Here is a 23236-nt window from a genome sequence, read left to right as displayed (position 1 = left end):
CGCCCGTCCGCCCGGCGATCGTCGGCCGCGCCCGCCTGGGAGCGCGCACGCGTACCGCCCGCCTCCCGGCCCTCCTCCTCCGGTACGGCGGCGGCAGGCGGCCGGCGCACCACCAGCGCCTCGGGAACGAGCACGATGACCCGGGTGCCGCCGAACGCCGACGGCCGCAACTCCACCTGGAGATCCAGGTTCGCGGCCAGCCGGGCGACCACGTACAGCCCGAGCCGCACGTCGTCCGCGTGGGTCATGACGTCGAGCTGCGGCGGCGCCTGGAGCAGGGCGTTGAAGGAGGCGTACCGCTCGGGCTCCATCCCCAGCCCGCGGTCCTCGATCTCGACGGCGACGCCCCGGCTGACCGGCGCGGCCCGTACCTCCACCGGGGTCAGGGGCTTGGAGAAGGTGGTGGCGTTCTCCATCAGCTCCGCCAGGACGTGGATCACCGGCCCCACCGCGCGCTCGGCGATCCAGGACTCGCCCTCGACGTCGATCGAGATCCGGCGGTAGTCCTGGACCTCGCTCTGCGCGGCGCGCAGCACGTCGAGCAGCCGTACGGGCCTGCGCCAGCGGCGCTGCGGCTGCCCGCCGCCGAGGATGACCAGGTTCTCCTCGTAGCGGCGCAGCCGGGCGGTGAGGTGGTCGAGGTCGAACAGCCCCTCCAGCACCTCGGGGTCCTCGTGCCTGCGCTCCAGCTCGTCCAGCTTCTTCAGCTGCAGGCCGATGAGGATCTGGGTGCGGCGGGCGATGCGCTGGAGCATGCGCTGGAAGCCGCGGTGCTGTTCGGCCTGCCGGATCGCGGTACGGACGGCGCTGCGGCGGGCCAGGTTGAGCGCCTGCCCGAGTTCGCCGAGTTCGTCGCCGGTGGGCTCGATCTTGCGGACTTCCGCGTCCACGTCGACGTCCTCGCCGCGCTCCAGCCTGGCGACCACGTCGGGCAGCCGCTCGCGCAGTTCCTGGGCGTCGTGGCGCAGGTGCAGGATGCGCCGGCGGAGCACGGAGGTCAGCCGCCAGCTCGCGAAGACGACCAGGCCGAGCGCGAGCAGACCGACGGTGGAGACGCTGACGAAGACCGTGAAGATCATGTCGGCGTGGGCGTGGCCGACCGCGGAGACGTGCTTCCTGCGCAGGTCGACGAGCTCACGCAGCTGCGCGGTCACGGTCTGCACGGACGCGCGCCAGGCGTTGGCGTCCTCGCGGAGCCTGACCTGGTCGCTCGCGGCGCCGGCGGCGGTGGACAGCCGCCCCTCCACGGCGGTCATGGTCTGCCACGCCTGGCTTTCCGCGATCTTCGCGTGGCGGGTCTCGTCGCCGGTGAGCGCGGGCAGCACCCGGGCGCGCATGAGATGGTTCCTGGTGCCGGCGGCCTCGGCGACGAAGCCGTACTCGATCCTCGTCAGCCGCCCGCTCTCCCAGCCGCGCGCCAGGACGGCGTCCTCGCGCCCCACCATGTCGATGATCCAGAAGAGGTCGACGAGAGCCTGCGCCTCGGTGTTCAGCCGGCCCTCGTCGGTGTCGCCGAGCGCGGTCAGCACGCCGAGGCCGGACACCAGGACGCCGCTGTAGTAGTTGAACGTCTGCGTCGCGCCGGCCGTCCCGGCGTCGACCGCCTTGCGCTGCTGGTCGAGCAGGCTGAGGGAGCCCACGGTGCGGGAGATCGCGTCGGCGAGCCCGCGCTGCCCGTCGCTGAGGTCGGCGCCGGTCAGGGAACGGAACGCCTTTACGGCGCGGTCGGTCGCCCGGCGCTGGACGGCGAGCCGGTCACGGGCGGTGGCACGCGGGACGGCCTGCGCCTGCGCGGTGAACCGGCGCTCCTGGTCCAGGGCGAAGAACAGCTCGGCCACGGGCCGGCCGACCGTCGTGTCGGCCAGCGCCAGCTGTGCCTTCTCCGCCTGCCACTGCGTGAACAGCTGGTTCATGCCGGACGCCAGCAGCGGCGTGAACGTCACGCTCGGCACGATCACGACGGTGAGCAGCACGGTCCGTAACCGCAGCCGGCGGACCGCCGGGCGCTTCGGGCCGCCGCCGGCGGATCCGGGCGGCGTGCTCCCGCCGCCGGGCGCCTTCGACCGCCGCAGTCCGCCCCTGCCCCATCCAGCCATGTGCCGGGTACTCTCCTCGCCGGTCGGTTGATCCAAGATCCCAAGATCGCCGTACTGGCGATTGGTGCCCGATCGTAGCCATACCGCAGTAGAGTCGAAAGTCCCGCCGCACAAGTGCACATCCGTCCCGTCCGGCGCATATCGTCGCCTCGCGCTGAGCTGCGCTTCCGCCGGCGATGCCCCACGTGGGCCCCACGTGGGCCCCACGCGGCGAGACCCCGGGCGTCAGGCGTCGGACGAGCCGGTGAGGGCGCTGCCCGCCTGCCACTCCTGCCACGTCTTGGCCCAGGGCGTCGGCCCGTTGCCGAAGCGGAGCCTGCGCGAGGTCCCCTTGACCTTGATGATGTCGCCACGCTGGGTGAAGTTGTAGAACCAGCGGGCGTTGTCCGTGCCGGCGTTCACGCATCCGTGGCTGACGTTGCGGTGGCCCTGATCGGAGACGGACCAGGGGGCGGCGTGGAAGAACATGCCGCTGTAGGTCATCCGCACGTTCCACTTGGTGTGGTGCAGGTACTCGCCGGGGATGCCGACGGTGGCCGAGTCCATGAGGAAGTCGGCCGCCTTCTCCTGGGCGATCATGGTGCCGGACCAGCTCTCGTAGCCCGGCTTGCCCAGGCTGACCGGGATGGTCTTGACGACCTCGCCGTTCTTGCGGACGACCGCCCGGTGTGATTTGTCGCGGATCGTGGTGATGTGCTCGGCGCCGACGGTGAAGTTCACCGTACGGTCCTTGGTCCCCCACAGGTTCCGCCCGATCCGCAGCCCGGTCAGGTGGGCGACCACGGTGACCCGCTCGCCCGCCGGCCAGAACTCGCGCGGCCGGAACTGCACCTCGGTGTCGCTCACCCAGCTCCACCCGCCCTCGACCGGCCGCGACATCCGCACTGTCAGCGACCGCTCGACCGCGGCCCGGTCCTTCTGCGTGGTGATCGGCTCCGACAGCAGCAGCTGGATGGGCATGCCGACGCCGACCTTCTCGCCTTCGAGCGGCGACATGCCGCTCTTCAGCACCCGCTTCGGCTTCAGCGTGGTGAACGCGGCCCGCTCGGCCGCCACCTGCCGCCCGTCGGGGCTGGTGGCCTGCGCGCTCACCGTGTACGCCGTGGACGGCTTCAGCGGCCATCGGGGACGCCAGGTGCCGTCCATGCCCATGCTGCCCTCGATCTGGTGGCCGTCGGCGTCGGCGAGGGTCAGGCTGGTGATCCTGCCGCCGGTGACCTTGATGGCGATCCCGGTGTCGGGTGGCACCTGCTTCGTGCCGTCGACCGGCGTGATCGACAGGACGGGCGGCGGCGCCGGCGCGGGCGGGCCCTCCTGCTGGGCGCCGCCGGGCAGCCCCGGTGCGCATCCGGCGGTCAGCAACACCGCCACCGTGAACGTACTGACGAGTAGGGTGCCGCTGCTGCGCATCGCCGCTGACTCCATTCCCCCGATAGATAGGCATATTTCGGACTAGGTGGTCCATTGGGGAGACGAAGAGCGTTATGCCCGTCACTGTGAGTAATCATGCGAAGAAGTTCGACTGGTCGGCGTGGCGGCGGAAGGCCGGGCGTGTCGGCCCGCCGCGGGCTTGGGCCGCGGCCGGGCCCAGCAGGCCAACGCTCCCGTTGCCAGGCCCCGCCTCGCTCCGCCCCCGCCTCGCCCCGCCCCGGCCTCGCCCCGCCCCGCCCCGACCGGGCGGCCCCGACCGGGCGGCCCCGGCCGGGCGCCATCGCCCGTCTGCTCGCCGGCCTCGACGTGACGCTCGGTGACGATCTCCTCCGACCGGAGGCGTCCTTGAGGTCGGACGCCTCGCCGCCGGTCGTCCGGATTTTCTCCGGCGAGGGGGCCGGAGGAATGTGAATACCTCTTCTCGATGATCGCTCGGTGTTTCTCGATTGTCTGCGTGCGGGCCCGGGAGGCCTGGCGGCTATTGACAGCCGGGCGGGCGCTCACCACCCGCCCGCCCGTCGAATCGGTCCCCGTTTTCGCCGCTTAACGGCGCGCCCATAAGAGTTTCGTGGGGATATTTCGGAAATTGGCGAGATGAGATTTCTATTGAAGACAAGCGCCCCAAGAGGTGTGATAACGAAGTGGGCATGACATCCGGCGAAGCGGATGCGTAAGGTTTGCGAGTGTTCCTATATGTGGCTGCGGAGATAGTCGTGTCATCAGGGAAACCCGGCACAGCGTTGCCGTCGCTCCGGCCTCGGCACGTCCCTTTTCGGGAGCTCCAGCATTTGAATGCCGAATATCTTTCATATTGCTGGGCCGCGAAAAGGGACGCGCGGACGGCGGGACCCCGTTCCCCGCGCGGCCCGCACCGCCATCTCGCCGCGCCCGGCCTGGCCCGCGGCGCCGAACAAGGACTGTCGTGATCACAACTGATTTCGCGGTGGCGACCCTCTTAGGAGCCGTCCTCGCCCTCTCCGTCGTCCTGGGCGCCGTCGTCGCGCTCGCGGTACGCGCCCGCGCGCCACGGACCCCCGTTCCCGCGCCCCAGAAAAAGGCCCAGGACAGCGGACCGGACAGCGGGCCGGCCACCGGCCCCGTGAAAGCGGTCCAGGCGCCGGTGAAGACCGGCGGCGGCCAGCAGGCCGAACGCGCGGCGCTGCAGAAGACGCTGCAGGAGGCGCGCCGCCAGGCCGAGACGAACCGGCAGTGGTACGCCGCCGCGATCGAGGAGTCCGGGCACCTGCTCCAGCGCCTCCAGGCGGTGGCCGACGAGCAGGCCCGCGGCCACACCGGCGTGACCGTGCCGGGGCTGCTGCACCCGGGCTTCAAGGACAGCCTGCTGGCCAAGCACCACCAGAGCGCCATCGACCTGCTCGGCGAGACCATCCGGGCCACCCGCGACGACCTCGACCGCTCGGCCCGCACCGGCGTGCGCGGCATGGCCGACGAGGTGCAGATGTACCTCGCCCGGCTGCAGATGAAGATCGACGAGGCGTTCCAGGACTTCCCGACGCAGACCCCGTTCCATCAGACGCTGGTCGACCTCGACGCGCTGACCGCCTGGAGCCTGCACGCCGTGCAGCGGCTGCGCGTGCTGACCGGGTCCTGGCCCGGCATGCAGCGCGCGGACTGCACGCTGCGCGAGATCATCGAGGGAGCGCGCGGGCGGATCAGCGCCTACAACCGGGTCGACTACACCTACCTGCCGGACGTCGGCGAGCAGTACGTCGAGGGCCGGGTCGTCGAGCCGATCACCATCGCCCTGACCGAGCTGCTGAGCAACGCCGCCACCTACTCCAGCGACCGCGTCGGCGTCTACGTCACCGCGGTCCCCGCCGGGCTGCGGATCGTGGTGGAGGACGCCGGCTACGGCATGATCGCCTTCCACCTGGCCGAGGCCGCGCGGCAGTTGCCGGGGCGGGCGGACCTCGACGTGGCCGGGCTGGCCGACGAACGCAAGCTCGGCTTCGCCGTCATCGGCCGCCTGGCGCACGACTACGGCTTCCGGGTCGACGTAGGCGCCCCCTCGGGCAGCGGCGGGGTGAAGGCGGTGTGCCTGATCCCGAGCAGCGTCATCAACCCCGCACCGGCCGGGCGGACGCCGTCGTCCGGCGCCCGCCGGGGGGACGAGACCCCCACCGCGCCACAGCCACCGGCCGTCCCCGCGACCGCCCTCGCCCCTGTCATGGCCACCACAGCGCAGGGCCTGCCCAAACGCGAACGACGCCAGGAGCCCGCCACGCCCCGGCCCGCCGTCGCCACCCAGGAAGCCCTCACCGACACCCGCTCTCCCGAAGAGGCGGCCGCCGGCCTGGAGACGCTCCGCCGGGCGTTCACCACGGGCCTGACCGCCGACGCCGCCGATCCTGAAGGAAACGCACAGGCATGATCATGCAACAGCCCACCGCCGACAGCACCGACATGAGCTGGGCCCTCAACCGGCTGTGCGAGGAGCCGGGAGTGCTCAACGCGCTGCTGTTCACCTCCGACGGGCTGGTGATGGCCCATTCCCACGGGCTCGACCGCGACGACGCCGACCGCACGGCGGCGACCCTGGCCGGGCTGAACTCGCTGCAGCGCGACCTCGGCGGCTTCTGCCGCACCCAGGGGGAGCAGTGCACGCCAGGCCCGCTGCGCTTCATGGTCAGCGACCTCAAGACGGTCACGCTGCTGCTGTTCGTCGCCACGGAACGCACCGGCGTCGGCGTGTCCGTCCGGGGCGAGTCGGCCGGCCACGAGGTCTCGGTGGCCATCCAGGCCACGCTGAAGATGATCAACGGGCTGCGGCCCGTACTCGGCGCACGCGAACGTGGCGACACGACATGAGCCACTCCCGGCACCGGCGCGCGGGCATGGTGCGCTCCCACACCGCCACCGGCGGCGACCTCACCCCGGCGCGACAGGGACTGGACGCCGCCACGCTGCTGCTCGCCGACGCCACGCGGCCGGTGACCGGGCTGGCGGCCCAGCCGCGCCGCGTGATGGAGCTCTGCCTGCCGGGTGTGCTGTCGGTCTCCGAGGTCGCCGCGCACCTGCACCTGCCGGGCCCCGTCGTGCGCGTCATCGTCTCCCGGCTGCTCGACAGCGGCCATCTGTCGGCGCGTGCCCCCTTCGTCCCGACGGCCTCCTCCCCGCACAGCGCGGAGGTGCTGCGGAAAGTGCTGGTGGCCCTTGAGAAGCTCTGACCGTTACGTCCCGGCCCAAGCCCAGTCCGTGAAGATCCTGGTGCTCGGCCCGTTCGCCGTCGGCAAGACCACGTTCGTCAAGACCGTCTCCGAGATCAGGCCGCTGTCCACCGAGGAGCGGATGACCAGGGCGGGAGAGCTCGTCGACGAGCTCGACGAGCTGTCCGACAAGGACACGACCACGGTCGCGATGGACTTCGGCCGCCTGACCCTGAGCGAGGAGATCGTCCTCTACCTGTTCGGCGCCCCCGGCCAGCCGCGCTTCCACGGCATGGTCCGCTCCCTCATGCAGGGCGCCCTGGGCGGGCTGGTCCTGGTCGACACCCGCCGCATCGCCGACAGCTTCGACGCGATCGACCTGCTCGAAGAGGCGCGGCTGCCGTACACGGTGGCCGTCAACCACTTCTCCGGCTCGCCCCGCTACAGCGACGCGCACCTGCGCGACAGCCTCAGCATGGACGACGAGCAGCCGCTGGTGAGCCTCGACGCCCGCGAGATCGGATCGGCCAAGCACGGCCTGATCGCCCTCGTCCGCCACATCCTCTACCGCCCCCGTCACCTGGAGCACGCCCCATGACCTCGTACGTGACCCCGCCCGCCGCGCGGGTGGCCCCGCCCCGGATGTTCGGGCCGGAGTTCGCCGCCCGCCCGCAGGACGTCTACCAGGTGCTGCGGGCCGCGGGGCCGGTCGCGTGGGCGGAGATCGCCGAAGGGGTGCGCGCCCTGGTCGTCACCGGTCACCGGGCCGCCATCGACCTGCTCACCGACACCGCCACGTACAGCAAGGACAGCCGGCTGTGGCAGGACCTGGCGGCCGGTCGCGTCCCGCAGGACAGCCCGGTGCTGGCCCTGATGGCCTACCGCCCCAGCCTGCTGTACGCCGACGGAGATCGCCACGCCCGCCTCCGGCAGGCCATGGACGACTGCCTGGCCCGCGTCAGCCAGCCCGAACTGCACGACCTCACCCGCGCCCACGCCCTGCGTCTCATCGCCGGCTTCGCCCAGCAGGGCCACGCCGAGCTGATGGGCCAGTACGCCGACATGCTGCCGCTGCTCGTCTTCACGGACCTGCTCGGCTGCCCGCCCGAGCTGACCGGCCGCATGGTCGTCGCCTGCCAGGGCATGATCAACGCCGGCCCGGGAGCCGGGCAGGCCGCCGCCGGCCTGGCGCAGGCCCTGTCCGAGATCATCGCGATGAAGAACCGCAGCCCCGGCCGCGACTGCACCTCCTGGATGCTGGCCCACCCGGCCCGGCTGTCGCACGAGGAGATCCTGCACCAGTTGGTCGTCCTGGTCGGCGCCGGCACCATCCCCACCGCCGCGTGGATCGCCTCGGGGCTGCGCCTGCTGCTGTCGGACGACGACTACGCCGGCGACCTGACCGGCGGCGCGATCACCGTACGCAGGGCCCTGGAGCAGGTCCTGTGGGTGCGCTCGCCCATGGCGAACTTCTCCGTCCACTACGCCCGCGCGGACACCACCCTGCACGGCGTGCCCGTCCCGGCCGGCGTGCCGATCCTGATCAGCCACGCCGCCACCGGCGCCGACCCGGCGCTGCCGCCGGACCTCGGCTACGACAACCGCTCCCATCTGGCCTGGTCGGCCGGGCCGCACCGCTGCCCGGCCGACAGCCAGGCCGCCATCATCGCCCAGAGCGCCATCGAGACCCTGCTCGACCGGCTCTGGGACGTCCAGCTCGCCGACGCGGAGGTCGTCAACCGCCCAGGCCCCTTCCACCAGTGCCCCGCCCGGCTCGCCGTCCACTTCCGGCCGCAGCCGGCCCATGCCTTCGCCGCCCCCACCGCCCCCACAGGAGGTACGCGCGATGAGCCAACCGATGACCCTCGACACCACCGGCGGTCACCTGTTTGAACAGGTCGACCACCTGCGCGGCGGCGGCCCCGCCGTGCGCGTCCTGCTCCCCGGAGACCTCGTCGCCTGGTCGGTGACGCGCGGCGAGGTCGTCAGAACCCTCCTGACCCATCCCGACGTCTCCAAGAACGCCCGCACCTCCTGGCCCGACTACCAGCCCTACGCCATCGCCTGGCTGACCGCCTGGGTGGACGTGACCAGCATGTTCACCGTCGACGGCGACGACCACAAACGCCTGAAGGACCTGGTCGGCAAGGCGTTCACCCCCCGCCGCATCCAGGCCATGCGGCCCGCGGTCGAGGCGGTCGTCACCGGACTGCTCGACGACCTGGACCGCGAACCACCCGGCCGGCCGGTCGACCTGCGCGCCCGCTTCAGTTACCGGGTCCCCACCCAGGTCATCTGCGACTTCATGGGCGTGCCCGCCGAGCAGCGCCCCGAGATGCTGCGCACCATCGACGCCGTGCTCGACACCACCCTGTCGGCCGAGGAGGCGACCGGCGTGCAGCGCGACATGTACGCGGCCATGCACCGGCTGATCGAACACAAGCGCGCCGACCCCGGCGCCGACCTGACCAGCGTCCTGCTGGCCGCCCACGAGACCGGCGCCGACCGGCTCAGCCCCGACGAACTCGTCAGCACCCTGATCCTCATGATCGGCGCCGGCAGCGAGACCGCCGTCTCCCTCATCGACCACGCCGTCGTCGCCATGCTCACCCACCCCGCCCAGCTCGCCGCCGCCCAGGCCGCCCCCGGCCGCTGGGACGACGTCATCGAGGAGACCCTGCGCCACAGCCCGCCGCTCATGCACCTGCCGATGCGCTACGCCACCGCCGACCTCGACCTCGGTGACGGCGTGACCATCGGCAAGGGCGAACTCATCCTGATCGCCTTCGGCGCCCACGGCCGCGACCCACACGCCAACCCCGACCCAGGCCGGTTCGACATCGACCGCGCAGACCGCCAGCACCTGGCCTTCGGCCACGGCATCCACTTCTGCCTCGGCGCGCCGCTGGCCCGGCTGGAGGCCGCCGTCGCCCTGCCCGCCCTCTTCACTCGCTTCCCCGGCCTGCGCCTGGCCGGGCCCGCCGAGACGCTGCGTCCGCAGCCCTCTTTCATCGCCAACGACTACCGCAGCCTGCCCGTCCTCCTCAACTGACGGGCCCGCCACCGGCCGCGGGCCTCCCGCGGCCGGTGCAGGGGGTTCAGCGGAGCTCGCCGGTGATGATCCACAGATGGCCGAACGGGTCACGGACGCGGCCGGAACGTTTGCCGTACGGGCGGTTCTCGATCGGCACGACCACCTCGGCGCCGTGGGCGGTCATACGCTCGCCGACCGCGTCCGGATCCTCGACCTCGACCTCCAGCAGGACCGCCGAGCCGCCGAGATCGTCGGGCGACAGCCATCCCCAGGCGGAGACGGCGGGGGAGAGCTGGAAGGACGAATCGCCGACGCGGTGATCGACCATGCTGGGCCGGCCGTCGTCGCCCGGGGGTGCGCTGAACACCCGCTCGGCGCCGAGGGTGGCCTGGTAGAAGGCGGACGCGCGGTCCGGGTCGGGCACGATGAGACGGGGGGAAAGCCGCATGTCAGAAGTCATGAGCCCATCGTCGGCCGGGATGCGAGCGGGGGTCTTGAAGATTTGGGAACGGGACCTGGTGACACGTCTCAGAGCGGGACCAGTCGGGTCTTCCGGGCGTGGCCTGCCTCAAGGAGCGGGGTCGGTCAGGTTCTCTGCCCGCGGCTGTCTCAGGTGGTGAGGCCGGTCAGGCCCTCCGTGCGTAGCCACTCGGTCGGGGTGCATCCGGCCATCGCCCGCCACTCCCGGGTGAGATGCGCCTGGTCGGCGAAGCCCGCCGCTGCGGCCACTGCCGCCAGGCTGACCGTTCCCGCCCTGGCGGCGGCCACGAGTCCGCCGCGCGCGGCCTCGAAGCGGAGCAGCCGCTGATACTCCTTCGCCGTCACCCCCAGCGCGCCGCGGACCGTTCCGCTCAGGTGGCGCCGGGAGCACCCGAGCCGCCGAGCAGCCTCCTGCACCCGCGCGGTCCCCGACAGCGCCGACAGCGCCGACAGCGCCGCCAGCGTGGCCGGGAGCTCGCCGCCGGTGTCCCTCTCGTGCCGGTCCAGCCCGGCGAGCAGGGCCTCTTCGACCAGGGCGCGGCGCTGCGGCCAGGACCGGCAGGTCGCCAGCCGCTCCGGCAGGTAGTCGAGCACCGGGGCCACGTCGGCGAGCTCGGCGACCTGCCCGGACAGCGCCGACGCCGGAACCCCCAGCAGCGCGCCCGCGGCCGGCGGGCTGAGCGTCAGCCACACGCCGCGCGTGCCGCCCTCCTGCCGCAGCTCGGCCGGGTCGAGGTGCAGCCCGGCGACCACGGCACGGAAACGTTCTCGCGAGCCGAGCCGGCCGATCTCCAGAGAGTCCGCCTCGGGGATCGTGATCGAGATCGTGGATGAGGGCAGCCCGCGATGAACGCCGCCCGGCCCGAGGTCGTAGGCGCTCAGCGCTGCCACGAACGGTGCCAGGGCCGCGGACCTGCGATGAGCGGGCACGAGGGGCACCCCTCCACCCTACGGCGGCCCGGCCGACGTCCGCCCGCTGCCCGCCCGGCGCGCGCAAGCGGCGGGGCCCGAGGGAGGGAAGAGGGCGGTGACGGCGCGGACGACGGCGGCGCGGCGGTCGGCCGTGCCGCCCTCCGCGAGGGTGGCGATCGCGACCTGCTCGCTCCAGGTTTCGGCGATCTGGCAGACCAGGGCCATGATGTCGGCCGGATCCCAGGAGGAGTCGAGGAGACCGTCCTGCTGCGCGCGCCGGATCCGCTCCAGCTTGCCGGCGATGGCGTCGCGGTAGGGGTTCGGCTCGACGGGGGAGTGATCGGGAGCAGGCAGTTCGAGGCGGCCCCAGGCGATGAACCGGTGCCGGCCGGGGTTGGCGGAGAAGTAGTCGAACAGCTGGCCGGCGTAGGAGGGCAGGTCAGCCGGATCCAGGTGGATGGCGTCGGCCGCCGCCGTCAGTTCGCCCGAGGCCACGTGCGCGTACAGAGCCTCTTTGGTGCGGAAGTAGGCGTAGACGCGTTCCTTGCTCGTACGGGCGGCCTTGGCGATCCGGTCCACGCGGGCGCCGGCGATCCCGAACCGGGCGAACTCCTCTCGCGCGGCGGCGACGATACGGTCGCGGGTGGAGTCGGTTCTGGCCATGCCCCGATCCTAGTGATCCGCCGCGTCAGCGGCCGGAGCGCAGGGACTCCAGCTCCTCCGCCCGCCGCAGGTCCTTCGGCCGGCTGAGCGCGCGGCGCATCCCGATCAGGTCGTCGAGGCAGGCGTAGCGGACCTCCAGGCCGTCCTGGCCGGTCGCGGTGACCGCGCGATCGATGACCTCCCGGACGCGATAACCGCCCCAGGGCAGCGCCGGGGTGCAGCAGTCGCCGCCGGCGCCGGTCGCGGTGAACTGCACCTTGGGACGGAGGAAGGCTTCCGGCCGGGTCGCCACGGGATCGCCCCGCTCGTCGCTCAGCCGGGCCCCGGCGGCGGCGAACGCGGCCGCCAGGGCCGGGGCGTGCTCAGGGGCGCCGTCCCAGAGCAGGTCGAGGTCGCCGGTCAGCTCGGCGGACCCGTGCATGATGCCGGCGACCTGCCCGATCACCACGGCCCGCACGCCGTGCCGTTGCAGGGCTTCGAGCAGGGGGAACGGGTCGAAGTCGACGGCGCCGTCGGTGCCGATCGTGCCGACGTCGTCATCGGCGTCCTCGTGGCCGAGCCCGGTGCCCGCCCGCTGCCCGGCCAGCTCACGGGTGCGCCGGGCGGCCTCGCGGAGTCGTCGTATCGGTTCGTCGCTCATCTGGCCCTTGCTCGGTCGCGGCGGAACGCCGGGCCTGCCCGGCGGAACGATCTTAGCGCCGCAGGGCTTCGTGATTGGAGTAGAGTGAGACCAAACCGAACCGTTTGGTTTTGTTCCAGGGAGGACCTCATCATGCGACAGCGCATCCTCGGCCGCCAAGGTCTGGCCGTCTCGGCGATCGGTTACGGGTCGATGGGCCTGACGATGGCCTACGGTCCCGGTGACGAGCAGGCGGGCATCGCCGCCATCCGGCGCGCGTACGAGCTGGGCGTGACCTTCTTCGACACCGCCGAGCTGTACGGCCTCGGCACCGGCTCCAACGAGACCCTGGTCGGCAAGGCGGTCAAGGACTTCCGCGACGACGTCGTCCTGGCCACGAAGTTCGGCTTCGACCTGTCCGACCCCACGCGGATCGGCGTGAAGCTCGACAGCCGTCCCGAGCACATCCGCGAGGTGACCGACAACAGCCTGCGTTACCTGGGCGTCGACCACATCGACGTGCTCTACCAGCACCGGGTCGACCCCGACGTGCCGATCGAGGACGTCGCCGGGACCGTCAAGGAGCTGATCGAGGCGGGCAAGGTGAAGTACTTCGGCCTGTCGGAGGCCGGTCCGCAGACGATCCGCAGGGCGCACGCCGTCCAGCCGGTCTCCGTCCTGCAGACCGAGTACTCCCTGTTCGAGCGGGAGGTCGAGGAGCTGTTCCCGGTGCTGCGGGAGCTGGGGATCGGGTTCGTCGCCTACTCGCCGCTGGGCCGCGGCTTCATCACCGGAACGGCCAAGCCCGCCGGCTCCTACGACACCACCGACATGCGCAACACCGATCCGCGCTGGCAGCCGGGCAATTTCGAGCAGAACCTGAGGGCCGTGGAGCGGCTGGGCGAGCTCGCCGCCTCGAAGGGCGCGAGCGTCGCCCAGCTCGCGCTCGCGTGGGTCCTGGCGCAGGGCGAGGACATCGTGCCGATCCCCGGCACCCGCAGCCCCCGGCGGATGGAGGAGAACGCCGGCGCCGCCGAGCTCGATCTCGGCCCCGCCGACCTGGACGCGATCGCCGAGATCCTGCCCACCGGCGGCTTCGGCGCCCGTTACGTGGCCCCGATCATGCCCAGCTGGACCTGACCCCGGCGCAGGTCCACGCCTTGTCCCGACCTGCGCCGGTCCAGCTCCTCGCCCGCCTGGACCTGTCCCCGGCTCAGGCCCGTGCTCGGCGGTGCTCGCGGCTCAGGCCGCCCGGAGCGGGCGCAGGGCCGAGCCCCAGGACAGGACCTGGTCGAGGACCACGTTCAGCCGGTCCTCGTGCGCCGCCGCCGGCTGGAAGCCGTCCGCGAAGTCGGTGTGGATCGACAGCCCGACCTGGTTCGACACGGTGGCCACGCTGAGCAGGCCCAGGACGTGTCGCAGGTGCGAGATCGCCCGGGGCGCGCCGTCCACGCCGTAGCCGACGAACCCGGCCGCCTTGTTGGTCCACTCCGAGTACAGGAAGTCGAGCGCGTTCTTGAGCGCGCCGGGGTAGGAGTTGTTGTACTCGGGGGTCACGATGATGAACGCGTCCAGCGACGCCACCTTGGCCGACCAGCGCTTGGTGCGCTCGTACTGGTAGTTGCCCGTGGCCGGGTGCTCGGGCTCGTCCAGGTTGCCCAGGTCGAAGTCCTTCAGGTCGACGACCTCGTACTCGGCGTCGCCGCGCTTGACGGCCAGATCGTGAACCCAGCGTGCCACCGCCTCGCCGTTGCGGCCAGGACGGGTGCTGCCCAGGATGATGCCTATCTTCAGCATGCCAATGCTCCTCGGTCGGGTGTGCGGAAACCACCGTACGGAGAACTGGCGAGATACTGAATGCGTTGCTGTCCAACATTCATACGCGATCGTCTCTATGGTTAGACTTCCCGTATGGATGTGCTCAGCGATGTGGTGGCCTTCATGCGGTGCGGGCGGCCCACCGCCACCCGCTTCTCCTGGCGCGCGCCCTGGGGGGTCCGGTTCCGCACGACGCCCGGGTCCGCGGGTTTCCAGCTGGTTCTGCGCGGGTCCTGCTGGCTCATCTCCCCGGACGGCGAGCCCGTTCCGCTGAGCGTAGGCGACCTGGTGTTCGTGCCGCACGGCGACTCGTACGGGCTGACCGACGACCCGGAAAGGCCGCTGGTCGAAGCCGACTGCGGGGCCCACGACGAGCTGTACGGCTCCGCCGCCACAGGCGGCACCGGGGCCGAGACGGTCATCCTGTCCGGCGGCTACCGGATCGACCTCGACCGGACCCACCCCATCCTGAGCTCGCTGCCCAGCGTGATCCACCTGCCCGCGACGCTCGGCAGCCATCCCGAGCTGCGCGCCGCCGTCGAGCTGCTGGCCGCCGAGATCGAGGATCCGCGCTCCGGCGCGGACATCGTGGTGTCGTCCCTGCTGGAGATGGTGCAGCTGTACGTGCTGCGGGCCTACTACGACACCCAGGACGAGCCGTGCACGCTGTCCGGCTGGTCCGCCGCGCTGGCCGACCCCGCGATCGGGCGCGCGCTCGACGCCGTCCACCGCGATCCGGCCCACCACTGGACGGTCGAGGAGCTCGGCGCCCGCGCGGGCATGTCGCGGGCCGGCTTCGCCCGCCGCTTCGCCGCGCTGGTCGGGCAGCCGCCGCTGGCGTACCTGACCTGGTGGCGGCTGGTGAACGGGGCACGCATGCTGCGCGAGTCGGACGCGTCGGTGGCGGAGGTGGCCGAACGGATGGGGTACGCCTCGGAGTTCGCCTTCGGCAACGCCTTCAAGCGCGAGTTCGGCGTCCCACCGGGCCGTTTCCGCCGCAGCCCGGCGGTCGCGTAAGCCACCTCCGCATCAGCCTGACGGCCGGTCGGGTTGCGGAGGACGCGGAACGGCGGGCGCGGTGGCGGCGTACCGCGTCCCGGTTGGCGCACGGGTGGGAGCGGTACCGCTGACGTGCGGTGCGCGAGGTGTCCGCGAAGATCGCCGTGCAGCCGTCGGCGGCACATCGTCCGAGCCGGTCCATGCCCCGTCCGGTGAGGTGCAGCGCCGTCCCCACGGAGATCAGCGCGAACAGCACCGCGCCGAGCGGCTGCGTCGACGACCTTCGTCCGGGCGGCGATGACGGCGAGGGTCTGATCGAGATCCGCCGCCTCGACCGGACGTTCCAGCACCAGTCCGGCCGCGCGGCAACGAGCGGCCGGTCCGGCGGCGCTCGCCGGTGGCCGGATCCTGGTCGTGGACGGCGCGAACGGCCTGGCCGCCTGCGGCATCGGTACGATCGAGCAGTGGTTCCCCGGCCCCCACTCGCGCAACGGCAGGATCGGTCACGTCATCGGCATGGTCACCGACCCGTCGCACCGGTGGCGCGGGCACGGCCGGGCGGTCATGCTCGGCCTGCTCGACCGGTTCCGCGAACGCGACGCCGTACGCGTCGACCTCACCGCCTCCCGCGAGGCCGAGCCGCTCTACCGGAGACTCGGCTTCGCCGGCCACCCCGATCCCCTGCTCTGCTGGAAGCCGTGACGATCCTGCTGGGAGCGATGGTGGACCTCGCGGAATGTCCTTGACGCGCGGAAGGTTCAACGCTCTATGAAGAAGATCGGTTTCCTGAGCTTCGGGCATTGGTCGGAGTCCCCGTACTCGAAGGCCCGCAGCGCGTCCGACACCCTGTTGCAGTCGATCGAGCTCGCGGTGGCGGCCGAGGAGCTCGGGGCCGACGGCGCCTACTTCCGCGTCCACCACTTCGCCCAGCAGCTCGCGAGCCCGTTCCCGCTGCTGGCGGCCGTCGGCGCGCGGACGAGCAGGATCGAGATCGGCACCGGCGTCATCGACATGCGTTACGAGAACCCCCTCTACATGGCCGAGGACGCCGGCGCGGCCGACCTCATCGCGGGCGGGCGGCTCCAGCTCGGCATCAGCCGCGGATCACCTGAGCAGGTGATCGACGGCTGGCGCTACTTCGGCTACGAGCCAGGGGAGGGGGAGACCGAGGCGGACATGGCGCGCAAGCACGCGGAGGTCTTCCTCAAGGTGCTCGACGGCGAGGGCTTCGCCCAGCCGAACCCGCGCCCGATGTTCCCCAACCCGCCCGGGCTGCTGCGCCTCGAACCCCACTCGGAGGGGCTGCGCCGGCGCATCTGGTGGGGCTCCAGCTCGAACGCCACCGCGAAGTGGGCCGCCGGGCTGGGCATGCACCTGATGAGTTCCACCCTCAAGGACGACGAGAACGGCAAGCCGTTCCACGTGCAGCAGGCCGAGCAGATCGCGGCCTACCGGGAGGCGTGGAAGGAGGCCGGCCACGAGGGCGAGCCGCGCGTGTCGGTGAGCCGCTCGATCATGCCGATCGTCAACGAGACGGACCGTGCGTACTTCGGCCATGAGCGCACCAGCACGGACCAGATCGGCTTCATCGACGCCACCACCAGGGCCGTCTTCGGGCGCACCTACGCCGCCGAGCCCGACGTGCTGGTCAAGGAGCTGGCCGGCGACGAGGCCATCGCCGCGGCCGACACGCTCCTGCTGACGGTCCCCAGCCAGCTCGGCGTGGACTACAACGCCCACCTGCTCACCTCGGTCCTGACCCACGTCGCTCCGGCACTCGGCTGGCGCTGACGCGGTGGGCGCCCGCTGCGCCGGCGCGGCGCAGCACGGCCCTGCCCCCGCCGGCTCCGGCCTGGACCGCGCTCCAGGCGCCGCCCAGGGTGCCGATGGCGGTGGGCGTGTCCAGGAACAGCGGCCCGTCGGTGCCCAGTTGGTTGGCCCGGATCAGCACGCCGTCGGCGGCCATCACCCGGGTGATCTCGGCGGGGAACAGCAGTGCGTCGACCAGGACGACGGCGGCGATCGACCCGGTGGCCAGCGGGAGCCGGGCGGCGTCGGCCTGCGGGCGCGGTGCCAGGTGCGCGGGGGCGCGTCTCAGCATCTGCCGGGCCAGGTCGGCGGCCACGCGCGGCAGTGTCCGGATCATGAACGTCTCACAGCAGGGTGCTCCGGTAGGACCGGAACCGGACGCCGATCGCGGTGAGGGCGGCCAGGAACCACAAGGTGAGCGGCACCGTGTGGTGGCCAACGGCGGGCCCAGTGCCCCTGGGCAGGTGACGTTGCCGGAAATCTACAAGGTGACGTACCAGAAGAGCGGGATCATGACCGGGGGCCGGTCCGGGACGCGGCCGCCGGTCATGATCGCCGGACTGGGGATGCGAACTGGCCCAGAACCTGGTCTCGCACACCGGGTGGTGGTGCCGGCGAGGCTCGACCTTACGAGATCCCGGAAGCCGGACAACACTCCACTCTTGCCATGACATTACGATATCGGGCTATCATCTTGATATGGCGATTGATAGTGGTGATGCTGGCTCCTGCGTCAGCGCCGACATCGCCGCCGGCGTCCCCCCGGCGGCTGCACTGTTCCACTCTCTGGCCGATGAGAACCGGCTGCGCATCGTGCAACGCCTGGCCCTCGGCGAGGCCCGCGTGGTGGACCTGGTCGCCGGGCTCGGCCTGGCCCAGTCCACCGTCTCCAAGCACCTGGCCTGCCTGCGCGACTGCGGCCTGGTCGACTACCGCGCCGAAGGCCGCCAGTCCTTCTACAGCCTGACCCGGCCCGAGCTGATGGACCTGCTCGCCTCAGCGGAGCAGTTGCTGGCCGCCACCGGCCACGCCGTGCTGCTCTGCCCCGCCCCCGGCACCGCTCGCCCGGACGGCGCGCGGCCCGCCGGCGAGGTGGTGACATGAGCGCGATCAACCTGCCTGGCCTCGCTCCCTCGACGACCCGGCGCACGGCGCTGCAGCGCCGCATCCGGCTGCTGGTCGCGGCGACCATCACCTACAACGTGATCGAAGCCGCCGTCGCCATCACCGCCGGCGCCCTCGCCTCCTCCGCCGCCCTGATCGGCTTCGGGCTGGACTCGATCGTGGAGGTGGCCTCGGCCGCCGCGGTGGCCTGGCAGTTCTCGACCGCGGACCACGAACGCCGGGAGAAGACCGCGTTGCGCGTCATCGCGATCTCGTTCTTCGCGTTGGCCGCCTACGTCTCCTTCGACGCCGTGCGCGCCCTGCTCGGCGCCGGCGAGGCCGAACACTCCACGCCCGGCCTGATCCTGGCCGCCCTCAGCTTGGTGATCATGCCGTTCCTGTCGTACGCGCAACGACGCGCCGGCCGCGAACTCGGCTCCGCCAGCGCGGTGGCCGACTCCAAGCAGACCCTGCTGTGCACGTACCTGTCCGGCGTGCTGCTGGTGGGGCTGGCGCTCAACAGCCTGTTCGGCTGGTCTTGGGCCGACCCGATCGCCGCCCTGGTCATCGCCGCCGTGGCGGTCAAGGAAGGCCGCGAAGCCTGGCGCGGCGACGCCTGCTGCCCGCACCCGGTCGCCCCCACCGGCGAGAGCGCCACGGCGAGCGACGAGCGCTGCGCCGACGGCTGCTGCCAGACCGACGCCCCAGCCCCCGCCACCACCCCCACCGCCACTGCGGCCACGGTCGGCATCGACACGCCGATCAGGAAGCGTGATGATCGGCCGGACGCCTGAGCTGCTGGCCGACATCCGCCGTGCCAAGGAGGGCGGTGAGCGGCGATGGCCGCCCGGCAGCGCGCCCGCCTGGCCTGGCTCGTGGCCTGGGCGCACCTGCTACCGGCACCTGTACCGGGATCCCCCGGGCAGGGCTGGCTGACCTGGTCGATCTGACCCGTCTGCCGGTCACCCGTAAGACCGAGCCGCCCATATGCCGCGCAACCCCGGCGCGCGTGTCAGTCGGTCCACTTGGGCGGGCGCTTGCCCAGGAAGGCCGCCATGCCCTCACGCGCCGCGGCGGACTGCGAGGACTCGGCCATGACCTTGGTGGCCAGCCGGTACGCGTCCGCCTCCGGCAGCGACAACTGCTGGTACAGGGTGCGCTTGCCGAGCGCCTTCGAGGCTCGGCTGCCCCGGGTGGCCCGCCCGAGCAGGTCGGCGACGGCGTCGTCGAGCTCCGCGGCGGGCACGACCCGGTTGACCAGCCCCCAGTCGAGCGCCTGCGCGGCGGTGATCGTGTCACCGGTGTACGCCATCTCGGCCGCCCGCTTGCGCCCGATGTTGCGGGCGATGGCGACCATGGGGGTGTGGCAGAACCAGCCCCCCTTGCCGCCGGGCGCGGCGAACCCGGCGGTGTCGGCGGCGACGGCGAGATCGCAGGTGGCGACCAGCTGGCAGCCCGCCGCGGTGGCCAGGCCGTGCACCCGGGCCACGACGGGCTGCGGCACCGACTCGATCAGCTCCATGAGCTGGCGGCAGGTGTCCAGGATGAGGTTCACCCCGTCCTGGTCGGCCTCGGCGACGTCGGCGAAGTCGTGACCGGCGCTGAAGACCGGACCGGCTCCGGCCAGGATGATCCCCGAGGCGTCGCCGTCGCCGGCGGCGCCGAACGCGCCGATCAGCTCCCGCAGGTGGTCCAGCGACAGGGCGTTGCGCCGCTGCGGCCGGTTCATCGTGATCGTCACGAAGTCGGCGTCGCGGCTGACGAGTACATGTTCCAGGTTCACCGTCGGGCTCCTCGATGATCGCGCGGGCACGTGACCGCGATCGGCCACCCAGGCATTCTTCCCACCTGGGCGCCGCCCCTGTCAGCCCGCCGCCCTGGGTTTTCGCCGTACGTCCGGAATGTCGGAGGCTCAGCCGGCGCGGGACGGATCGGCCGGATAGACCCCGAGGATCTTCACGTCCGTGGTGAAGAACGCCAGCTCCTCCAGCGCGTTCTTCAGCCCGGGATCGTCGGGATGCCCGTCGACCTCGGCGAGGAACTGGGTGGCGGTGAAGTGGCCGCCCACCATGTAGCTCTCCAGTTTGGTCATGTTGATGCCGTTGGTCGCGAACCCGCCGAGTGCCTTGTAGAGCGCGGCCGGCAGGTTGCGCACGTTGAAGACGAACGAGGTGACCACCGGGCCGTGCCCGCGCGGAGCCTGCACGAAATCCCTGCTGAGCACCACGAACCGGGTGGTGTTGTGCTCCTCGTCCTCGACGTCGCGGGCGAGGGTGCGCAGGCCGTAGATCTCCGCCGCGAGCGGCGGCGCGATGGCCGCCTGGGTCGGGTCGCCCGCCTCGGCCACCTCCCGCGCCGCCCCGGCCGTGTCACCGGCGATCACGGGCACCAGGTCGTGCTCGCGGATGATCCGGCGGCACTGGCCGAGGGCGTGGACGTGACTGTGCACGGCCTTGATCGTGTCCAGGGTCGCGCCCGGCGGGGCCATCAGGTGGAACTGGATGCGCAGGAAGTGCTCGCCGATGATGTGCAGGTCCGAGGCCGGCAGGAAGTGGTGGATGTCGGCGACCCGGCCGGCGATCGAGTTGTCGATCGGGATCATCGCCAGCTCGGCCCTCCCGTTCTCCACCACCGCGAACACGTCCTCGAAGGACGCGCACGGCACCGCGTGCCAGTCGGGGTAGTGGCGCTTGCACACCATATGGGAGTTGGAGCCGGGCTCGCCCTGGTAGGCGATACGTCGTGCGGTCACCTCAGCAAGTTTTCCATGCTCGCGGGCCTGATCCGGCCATGCCCGTCCTGGCACGTCGTTCCCGCGCGGGTGTCTGATCAGGTGCCCGGTGGACGCTTTGCCCTAGCCGGCGGGTACGAAGCCGGCGTACTCCTCGATGCGGGTGATCAGCCCGGTGTCGTCGAAGCGGAAGTACACCGCGGCGTGCACCTCGCCGCGCATGCCGTTCCGCATGGACACGTGCACCACGTGCTGCTGCAGGACCTCGCCCGGCTGGGCGAACTGGCGGATGATGTCGTAGCGCATCGACTCGATCGCCTCGGCCTGCGCCGCCATGTGCCGGATGTTCTCCTCGACGCTCTGCTCGGGCTTGCCGTCGTTGTGCCAGACGGTGGCCGTCGCGGCGCACATGCCCCGTGCGGTCTCCCAGTCGGCCTTCTCCAGGCTGCGCAGATAGCCGACGGACTGGTCCTTGAGATGCCTGCTCATGATCATGCGTCCTTCCGCTGGTGGTGGCCGGGCGTGTCGTGGACGAGGGCGCGCTCGCCCGCCTCCACGCGCATCGGCAGGTGGTTGCCGGGAGGGGAGAGGGGGCAGACGAAGACGGACGGGTTGAGGTGGTGGTGCGAGAGCGTCGCCTGGTTGAAGTCGACGCTCAGCGTGCTGCCGGGCGGCAGTGGCGGCAGCACGAGCCAGCGGCCGATCGCGGGCGTGCCGGTGCCGTTGGTCTCGTCGGTGAAGATCACCAGGCGCTGGCCGGGGAAGTCTTCGAGGACGGCCAGCACGTACTCGGTGCCGTCGATGGTCACGACGAGGTCCACGGGAGCCAGGATGGCCTCGGTGCTGCGCGGCGAGGTCAGCCGGTCCACCTCGATGCGGCGGTCCGGGGGCGCCTGCCGGTAGCGGCCTTCGAACACCCACGCGGGCTCGTAGGGGTAGGCGTCCACACCGCGCAGGCCGGAGCGTTCGACGGCGGCCGGGTCCATGACCACCATGCCGTACGCGCCGTCACCGCCTCCGGCGAAGCCGGCGCGCCCGCCGGGGAACTCCAGCCGGGCGCCGGCGGGCACCTCCGCCGTGCCGTCGACCGTCCTGCCGTCGATCCGCACGCCGTCCGCTTCCACCGCCGTCACCGTCAGGGCGCCGGCTTCGTCGGTGCTCCACACTCCGGGGACACCGGGCAAAGTGTGGTCATCGCGGCCGATGATCTTCCCGTTGGCGACGACCTTGGCCTTTCCGTTCGCGCCGGCGATCTCCTCCCAGCGGCTCTCGCGCCAGGCTCGGTAGGCGGCGGGCACACCTGCCGCCTCCATCTTGGAGGCTGGGACTGCCATGAGATCGCTCCTCTCCTGTACGCCGCGACGGGGTCCGCGGCTCTGCCACTCAACTTACGACCGCCATGCTCCTCGGGCATGATGCCTTGCGCAATAGGCAAGACATCGGGCGTGCCCATGCCGCGGGAGCAAGCCGGAGCCTCCGCCGGGGGTTCAGGGGCGACGGGCGGCCCAGACCTTGCGTTCGGTGCGCAGGGCGAGGTCGTCGCGGCGCAGGATGCTGCGCGGACCGCCGGTGTCGAGCAGCCCGTCGAGCGCGGCGAGGTCGTCGGCCGAGAGCGCCTGCGCGGCGGCGCCGCGGATGCGCCGCAGCGCGCTGAGCGCATAGCGGCCGATCGCCTCGTTCTCTGAGCCGTCGAGGTGCACGGCGATGGTGCGTTCGCCGTCGAGGACGAAGCCGGCCCCGGTCAGCATCGGCCCCCAGTCGGCGCCGCGATGGGGCAGATGCCCGGAATGGGAGCGATCGGCCGCCGCGTGACAGCGCTCCTCCAGACCGGGCCGCTCCTCGGGGGCGTCGGCGGGCAGGAAGCGGGGGAAACGGGCCAGTTCGACGACCGCGAACAGGCCGCCGGGCGCGAGCAGGTCGTGGACACGTCGCAGGACGCGGACGGGGTCGGCCATGTGGTGCATCGAGGCCGACGCCCAGACCAGGTCCGGCGTGCCGAGCTCCGGCCAGCCGGCGTCGAGGTCGGCCTGCACGATGTCCAGGCGGTCGTCCACCTCACGGGCGCACGCCTTCTCGCGCAGGCGCCACAGGTGCTCGGGCGAGGCGTCCACGGCGGTGAGACGCGCGTCGGGAAAGCGGTCGAGCAGGGCGAAGGCGCCCGCTCCCGTGCCACAGCCCACGTCCACGATGTGGCGCGGCTCTGTGGTCAGGGGCAGCCATGCGGTGATGGCGTCGAGGTGGTCGGCGAGGATCTCCGCGTCCAGGTCGAGAAGCTCCTCCTGGCTGTGGTCGCCGTGGTCATGAGCGGTGTGCGTGTGCGTCATGAGGCCACAGTACGGAGGCCATGCGCGTATGGCATGACTCCTCCCGTTC

At 72.0% G+C, this 23236-nt stretch carries 26 protein-coding genes; 12 read left to right on the top strand and 14 right to left on the bottom strand.

Annotated elements, in window-relative coordinates; translation table 11 throughout:
* A partial coding sequence (locus ABFX54_RS23210; RefSeq protein ID WP_346107959.1) for a sensor histidine kinase occupies positions 1–2096 on the bottom strand: 2096 nt, incomplete at its 3' end.
* A 225-nt stretch (positions 2097–2321) separates the two neighbouring features.
* Positions 2322–3506 carry a L,D-transpeptidase gene (locus tag ABFX54_RS23205; protein ID WP_346107957.1) on the bottom strand — a complete coding sequence of 395 codons (1185 nt, stop codon included), beginning with the start codon at positions 3504–3506 and terminating at the stop codon, positions 2322–2324.
* Between the two features lie 943 nt (positions 3507–4449).
* Between ABFX54_RS23205 and ABFX54_RS23200 the strand changes: the two genes are divergently transcribed.
* Genes ABFX54_RS23200 through ABFX54_RS23175 form a run of 6 tightly spaced genes read left to right on the top strand, consistent with a single transcriptional unit; the run spans position 4450 to position 9746 of the window.
* On the top strand, positions 4450–5919 hold the full coding sequence (locus ABFX54_RS23200; RefSeq protein ID WP_346107955.1) for a hypothetical protein: 1470 nt from the start codon (positions 4450–4452) through the stop codon (positions 5917–5919).
* The gene (locus tag ABFX54_RS23195) at positions 5916–6356 is read left to right on the top strand and encodes a roadblock/LC7 domain-containing protein (protein ID WP_346107953.1); all 441 of its coding nucleotides are present in this window, start codon (positions 5916–5918) and stop codon (positions 6354–6356) included. Before ABFX54_RS23200 ends, ABFX54_RS23195 begins: the two co-directional genes overlap by 4 nt.
* Positions 6353–6715: a DUF742 domain-containing protein gene (locus ABFX54_RS23190; protein WP_346107951.1), complete on the top strand. Its 363-nt coding sequence runs from the start codon at positions 6353–6355 to the stop codon at positions 6713–6715. Before ABFX54_RS23195 ends, ABFX54_RS23190 begins: the two co-directional genes overlap by 4 nt.
* Positions 6702–7292, top strand: coding sequence for a GTP-binding protein (locus ABFX54_RS23185; protein WP_346107949.1), 591 nt, complete (start codon positions 6702–6704; stop codon positions 7290–7292). The genes ABFX54_RS23190 and ABFX54_RS23185 overlap by 14 nt, the downstream gene beginning before the upstream one ends.
* Complete coding sequence (locus tag ABFX54_RS23180) at positions 7289–8587, top strand: cytochrome P450 family protein (protein ID WP_346107947.1); 1299 nt, start codon at positions 7289–7291, stop codon at positions 8585–8587. The genes ABFX54_RS23185 and ABFX54_RS23180 overlap by 4 nt, the downstream gene beginning before the upstream one ends.
* Positions 8541–9746 (top strand): cytochrome P450 family protein, encoded by a 1206-nt coding sequence (locus ABFX54_RS23175; RefSeq protein WP_346107945.1) that lies wholly within the window; start codon positions 8541–8543, stop codon positions 9744–9746. Before ABFX54_RS23180 ends, ABFX54_RS23175 begins: the two co-directional genes overlap by 47 nt.
* A gap of 46 nt (positions 9747–9792) precedes the next feature.
* Here the strand turns inward: ABFX54_RS23175 and ABFX54_RS23170 are convergent, their stop codons facing one another.
* The 4 genes from ABFX54_RS23170 to ABFX54_RS23155 all read right to left on the bottom strand — a co-directional run bounded on the left by ABFX54_RS23170 (position 9793) and on the right by ABFX54_RS23155 (position 12423).
* Positions 9793–10188: a VOC family protein gene (locus ABFX54_RS23170; protein ID WP_346107943.1), complete on the bottom strand. Its 396-nt coding sequence runs from the start codon at positions 10186–10188 to the stop codon at positions 9793–9795.
* Between the two features lie 149 nt (positions 10189–10337).
* On the bottom strand, positions 10338–11147 hold the full coding sequence (locus tag ABFX54_RS23165; protein WP_346107941.1) for an AraC family transcriptional regulator: 810 nt from the start codon (positions 11145–11147) through the stop codon (positions 10338–10340).
* A 9-nt stretch (positions 11148–11156) separates the two neighbouring features.
* Entirely contained in the window at positions 11157–11783 is a 627-nt protein-coding gene (locus ABFX54_RS23160) for a TetR/AcrR family transcriptional regulator (RefSeq protein WP_346107939.1), read from the bottom strand.
* A 25-nt stretch (positions 11784–11808) separates the two neighbouring features.
* Positions 11809–12423 (bottom strand): hypothetical protein, encoded by a 615-nt coding sequence (locus ABFX54_RS23155; protein ID WP_346107938.1) that lies wholly within the window; start codon positions 12421–12423, stop codon positions 11809–11811.
* Between the two features lie 132 nt (positions 12424–12555).
* Here ABFX54_RS23155 and ABFX54_RS23150 point away from each other — a divergent pair, with 132 nt between their 5' ends.
* The gene (locus ABFX54_RS23150; RefSeq protein ID WP_346107936.1) at positions 12556–13542 is read left to right on the top strand and encodes an aldo/keto reductase; all 987 of its coding nucleotides are present in this window, start codon (positions 12556–12558) and stop codon (positions 13540–13542) included.
* Between the two features lie 102 nt (positions 13543–13644).
* On the opposite strand, the gene ABFX54_RS23145 is transcribed toward ABFX54_RS23150, so the two are convergent.
* Positions 13645–14199 carry an NADPH-dependent FMN reductase gene (locus tag ABFX54_RS23145; RefSeq protein WP_346107934.1) on the bottom strand — a complete coding sequence of 185 codons (555 nt, stop codon included), beginning with the start codon at positions 14197–14199 and terminating at the stop codon, positions 13645–13647.
* A gap of 114 nt (positions 14200–14313) precedes the next feature.
* Between ABFX54_RS23145 and ABFX54_RS23140 the strand changes: the two genes are divergently transcribed.
* A complete protein-coding gene (locus ABFX54_RS23140) occupies positions 14314–15237 on the top strand; it encodes an AraC family transcriptional regulator (protein WP_346107932.1) in 924 nt (307 codons plus the stop codon).
* Here ABFX54_RS23140 and ABFX54_RS23135 read toward each other — a convergent pair.
* On the bottom strand, positions 15179–15421 hold the full coding sequence (locus ABFX54_RS23135; protein WP_346107966.1) for a CGNR zinc finger domain-containing protein: 243 nt from the start codon (positions 15419–15421) through the stop codon (positions 15179–15181). The two genes, ABFX54_RS23140 and ABFX54_RS23135, sit on opposite strands and share 59 nt — an antisense overlap.
* 212 nt (positions 15422–15633) lie before the next feature.
* Here ABFX54_RS23135 and ABFX54_RS23130 point away from each other — a divergent pair, with 212 nt between their 5' ends.
* Complete coding sequence (locus tag ABFX54_RS23130; RefSeq protein ID WP_346107930.1) at positions 15634–15921, top strand: GNAT family N-acetyltransferase; 288 nt, start codon at positions 15634–15636, stop codon at positions 15919–15921.
* A gap of 66 nt (positions 15922–15987) precedes the next feature.
* The gene (locus tag ABFX54_RS23125) at positions 15988–17010 is read left to right on the top strand and encodes an LLM class flavin-dependent oxidoreductase (protein WP_346107928.1); all 1023 of its coding nucleotides are present in this window, start codon (positions 15988–15990) and stop codon (positions 17008–17010) included.
* Here ABFX54_RS23125 and ABFX54_RS23120 read toward each other — a convergent pair.
* On the bottom strand, positions 16964–17365 hold the full coding sequence (locus tag ABFX54_RS23120; protein ID WP_346107926.1) for a class I SAM-dependent methyltransferase: 402 nt from the start codon (positions 17363–17365) through the stop codon (positions 16964–16966). The two genes, ABFX54_RS23125 and ABFX54_RS23120, sit on opposite strands and share 47 nt — an antisense overlap.
* 362 nt (positions 17366–17727) lie before the next feature.
* Between ABFX54_RS23120 and ABFX54_RS23115 the strand changes: the two genes are divergently transcribed.
* The gene (locus tag ABFX54_RS23115) at positions 17728–18132 is read left to right on the top strand and encodes an ArsR/SmtB family transcription factor (RefSeq protein ID WP_346107924.1); all 405 of its coding nucleotides are present in this window, start codon (positions 17728–17730) and stop codon (positions 18130–18132) included.
* A complete protein-coding gene (locus ABFX54_RS23110) occupies positions 18129–18926 on the top strand; it encodes a cation efflux transmembrane domain-containing protein (RefSeq protein ID WP_346107922.1) in 798 nt (265 codons plus the stop codon). Before ABFX54_RS23115 ends, ABFX54_RS23110 begins: the two co-directional genes overlap by 4 nt.
* A 218-nt stretch (positions 18927–19144) precedes the next feature.
* On the opposite strand, the gene ABFX54_RS23105 is transcribed toward ABFX54_RS23110, so the two are convergent.
* The 5 genes from ABFX54_RS23105 to ABFX54_RS23085 all read right to left on the bottom strand — a co-directional run bounded on the left by ABFX54_RS23105 (position 19145) and on the right by ABFX54_RS23085 (position 23187).
* Positions 19145–19915 carry an enoyl-CoA hydratase-related protein gene (locus tag ABFX54_RS23105; protein ID WP_346107920.1) on the bottom strand — a complete coding sequence of 257 codons (771 nt, stop codon included), beginning with the start codon at positions 19913–19915 and terminating at the stop codon, positions 19145–19147.
* A gap of 129 nt (positions 19916–20044) precedes the next feature.
* Positions 20045–20884 carry a prephenate dehydratase gene (locus ABFX54_RS23100; protein ID WP_346107918.1) on the bottom strand — a complete coding sequence of 280 codons (840 nt, stop codon included), beginning with the start codon at positions 20882–20884 and terminating at the stop codon, positions 20045–20047.
* A gap of 102 nt (positions 20885–20986) precedes the next feature.
* Entirely contained in the window at positions 20987–21352 is a 366-nt protein-coding gene (locus ABFX54_RS23095; protein WP_346107916.1) for a nuclear transport factor 2 family protein, read from the bottom strand.
* Positions 21353–21354: 2 nt separating this feature from the next.
* A complete protein-coding gene (locus ABFX54_RS23090; RefSeq protein ID WP_346107915.1) occupies positions 21355–22197 on the bottom strand; it encodes a DUF1684 domain-containing protein in 843 nt (280 codons plus the stop codon).
* 153 nt (positions 22198–22350) lie between these two features.
* Positions 22351–23187, bottom strand: coding sequence for a class I SAM-dependent methyltransferase (locus ABFX54_RS23085; RefSeq protein WP_346107913.1), 837 nt, complete (start codon positions 23185–23187; stop codon positions 22351–22353).
* Between the last annotated feature and the right edge of the window lie 49 nt (positions 23188–23236).

The sequence above is a fragment of the Nonomuraea maheshkhaliensis genome (assembly GCF_039529435.1).
Classification (GTDB): Bacteria; Actinomycetota; Actinomycetes; order Streptosporangiales; family Streptosporangiaceae; genus Nonomuraea; species Nonomuraea maheshkhaliensis.
This window is presented reverse-complemented; position numbering and strand designations above follow the sequence as displayed.

Excerpts from the sequence above, each read along its gene's own strand:
- ABFX54_RS23115 (WP_346107924.1), top strand. The coding sequence starts at position 17,728 with ATGGCGATTGATAGTGGTGATGCTGGCTCCTGCGTCAGCGCCGACATC.
- ABFX54_RS23195 (WP_346107953.1), top strand. The coding sequence starts at position 5,916 with ATGATCATGCAACAGCCCACCGCCGACAGCACCGACATGAGCTGGGCC.
- ABFX54_RS23120 (WP_346107926.1), bottom strand. The coding sequence starts at position 17,365 with ATGATCCGGACACTGCCGCGCGTGGCCGCCGACCTGGCCCGGCAGATG.
- ABFX54_RS23140 (WP_346107932.1), top strand. The coding sequence starts at position 14,314 with ATGGATGTGCTCAGCGATGTGGTGGCCTTCATGCGGTGCGGGCGGCCC.
- ABFX54_RS23145 (WP_346107934.1), bottom strand. The coding sequence starts at position 14,199 with ATGCTGAAGATAGGCATCATCCTGGGCAGCACCCGTCCTGGCCGCAAC.
- ABFX54_RS23135 (WP_346107966.1), bottom strand. The coding sequence starts at position 15,421 with ATGGACCGGCTCGGACGATGTGCCGCCGACGGCTGCACGGCGATCTTC.
- ABFX54_RS23085 (WP_346107913.1), bottom strand. The coding sequence starts at position 23,187 with ATGACGCACACGCACACCGCTCATGACCACGGCGACCACAGCCAGGAG.
- ABFX54_RS23175 (WP_346107945.1), top strand. The coding sequence starts at position 8,541 with ATGAGCCAACCGATGACCCTCGACACCACCGGCGGTCACCTGTTTGAA.
- ABFX54_RS23090 (WP_346107915.1), bottom strand. The coding sequence starts at position 22,197 with ATGGCAGTCCCAGCCTCCAAGATGGAGGCGGCAGGTGTGCCCGCCGCC.
- ABFX54_RS23150 (WP_346107936.1), top strand. The coding sequence starts at position 12,556 with ATGCGACAGCGCATCCTCGGCCGCCAAGGTCTGGCCGTCTCGGCGATC.
- ABFX54_RS23190 (WP_346107951.1), top strand. The coding sequence starts at position 6,353 with ATGAGCCACTCCCGGCACCGGCGCGCGGGCATGGTGCGCTCCCACACC.
- ABFX54_RS23180 (WP_346107947.1), top strand. The coding sequence starts at position 7,289 with ATGACCTCGTACGTGACCCCGCCCGCCGCGCGGGTGGCCCCGCCCCGG.
- ABFX54_RS23095 (WP_346107916.1), bottom strand. The coding sequence starts at position 21,352 with ATGAGCAGGCATCTCAAGGACCAGTCCGTCGGCTATCTGCGCAGCCTG.
- ABFX54_RS23110 (WP_346107922.1), top strand. The coding sequence starts at position 18,129 with ATGAGCGCGATCAACCTGCCTGGCCTCGCTCCCTCGACGACCCGGCGC.
- ABFX54_RS23170 (WP_346107943.1), bottom strand. The coding sequence starts at position 10,188 with ATGACTTCTGACATGCGGCTTTCCCCCCGTCTCATCGTGCCCGACCCG.
- ABFX54_RS23205 (WP_346107957.1), bottom strand. The coding sequence starts at position 3,506 with ATGCGCAGCAGCGGCACCCTACTCGTCAGTACGTTCACGGTGGCGGTG.
- ABFX54_RS23160 (WP_346107939.1), bottom strand. The coding sequence starts at position 11,783 with ATGGCCAGAACCGACTCCACCCGCGACCGTATCGTCGCCGCCGCGCGA.
- ABFX54_RS23155 (WP_346107938.1), bottom strand. The coding sequence starts at position 12,423 with ATGAGCGACGAACCGATACGACGACTCCGCGAGGCCGCCCGGCGCACC.
- ABFX54_RS23125 (WP_346107928.1), top strand. The coding sequence starts at position 15,988 with ATGAAGAAGATCGGTTTCCTGAGCTTCGGGCATTGGTCGGAGTCCCCG.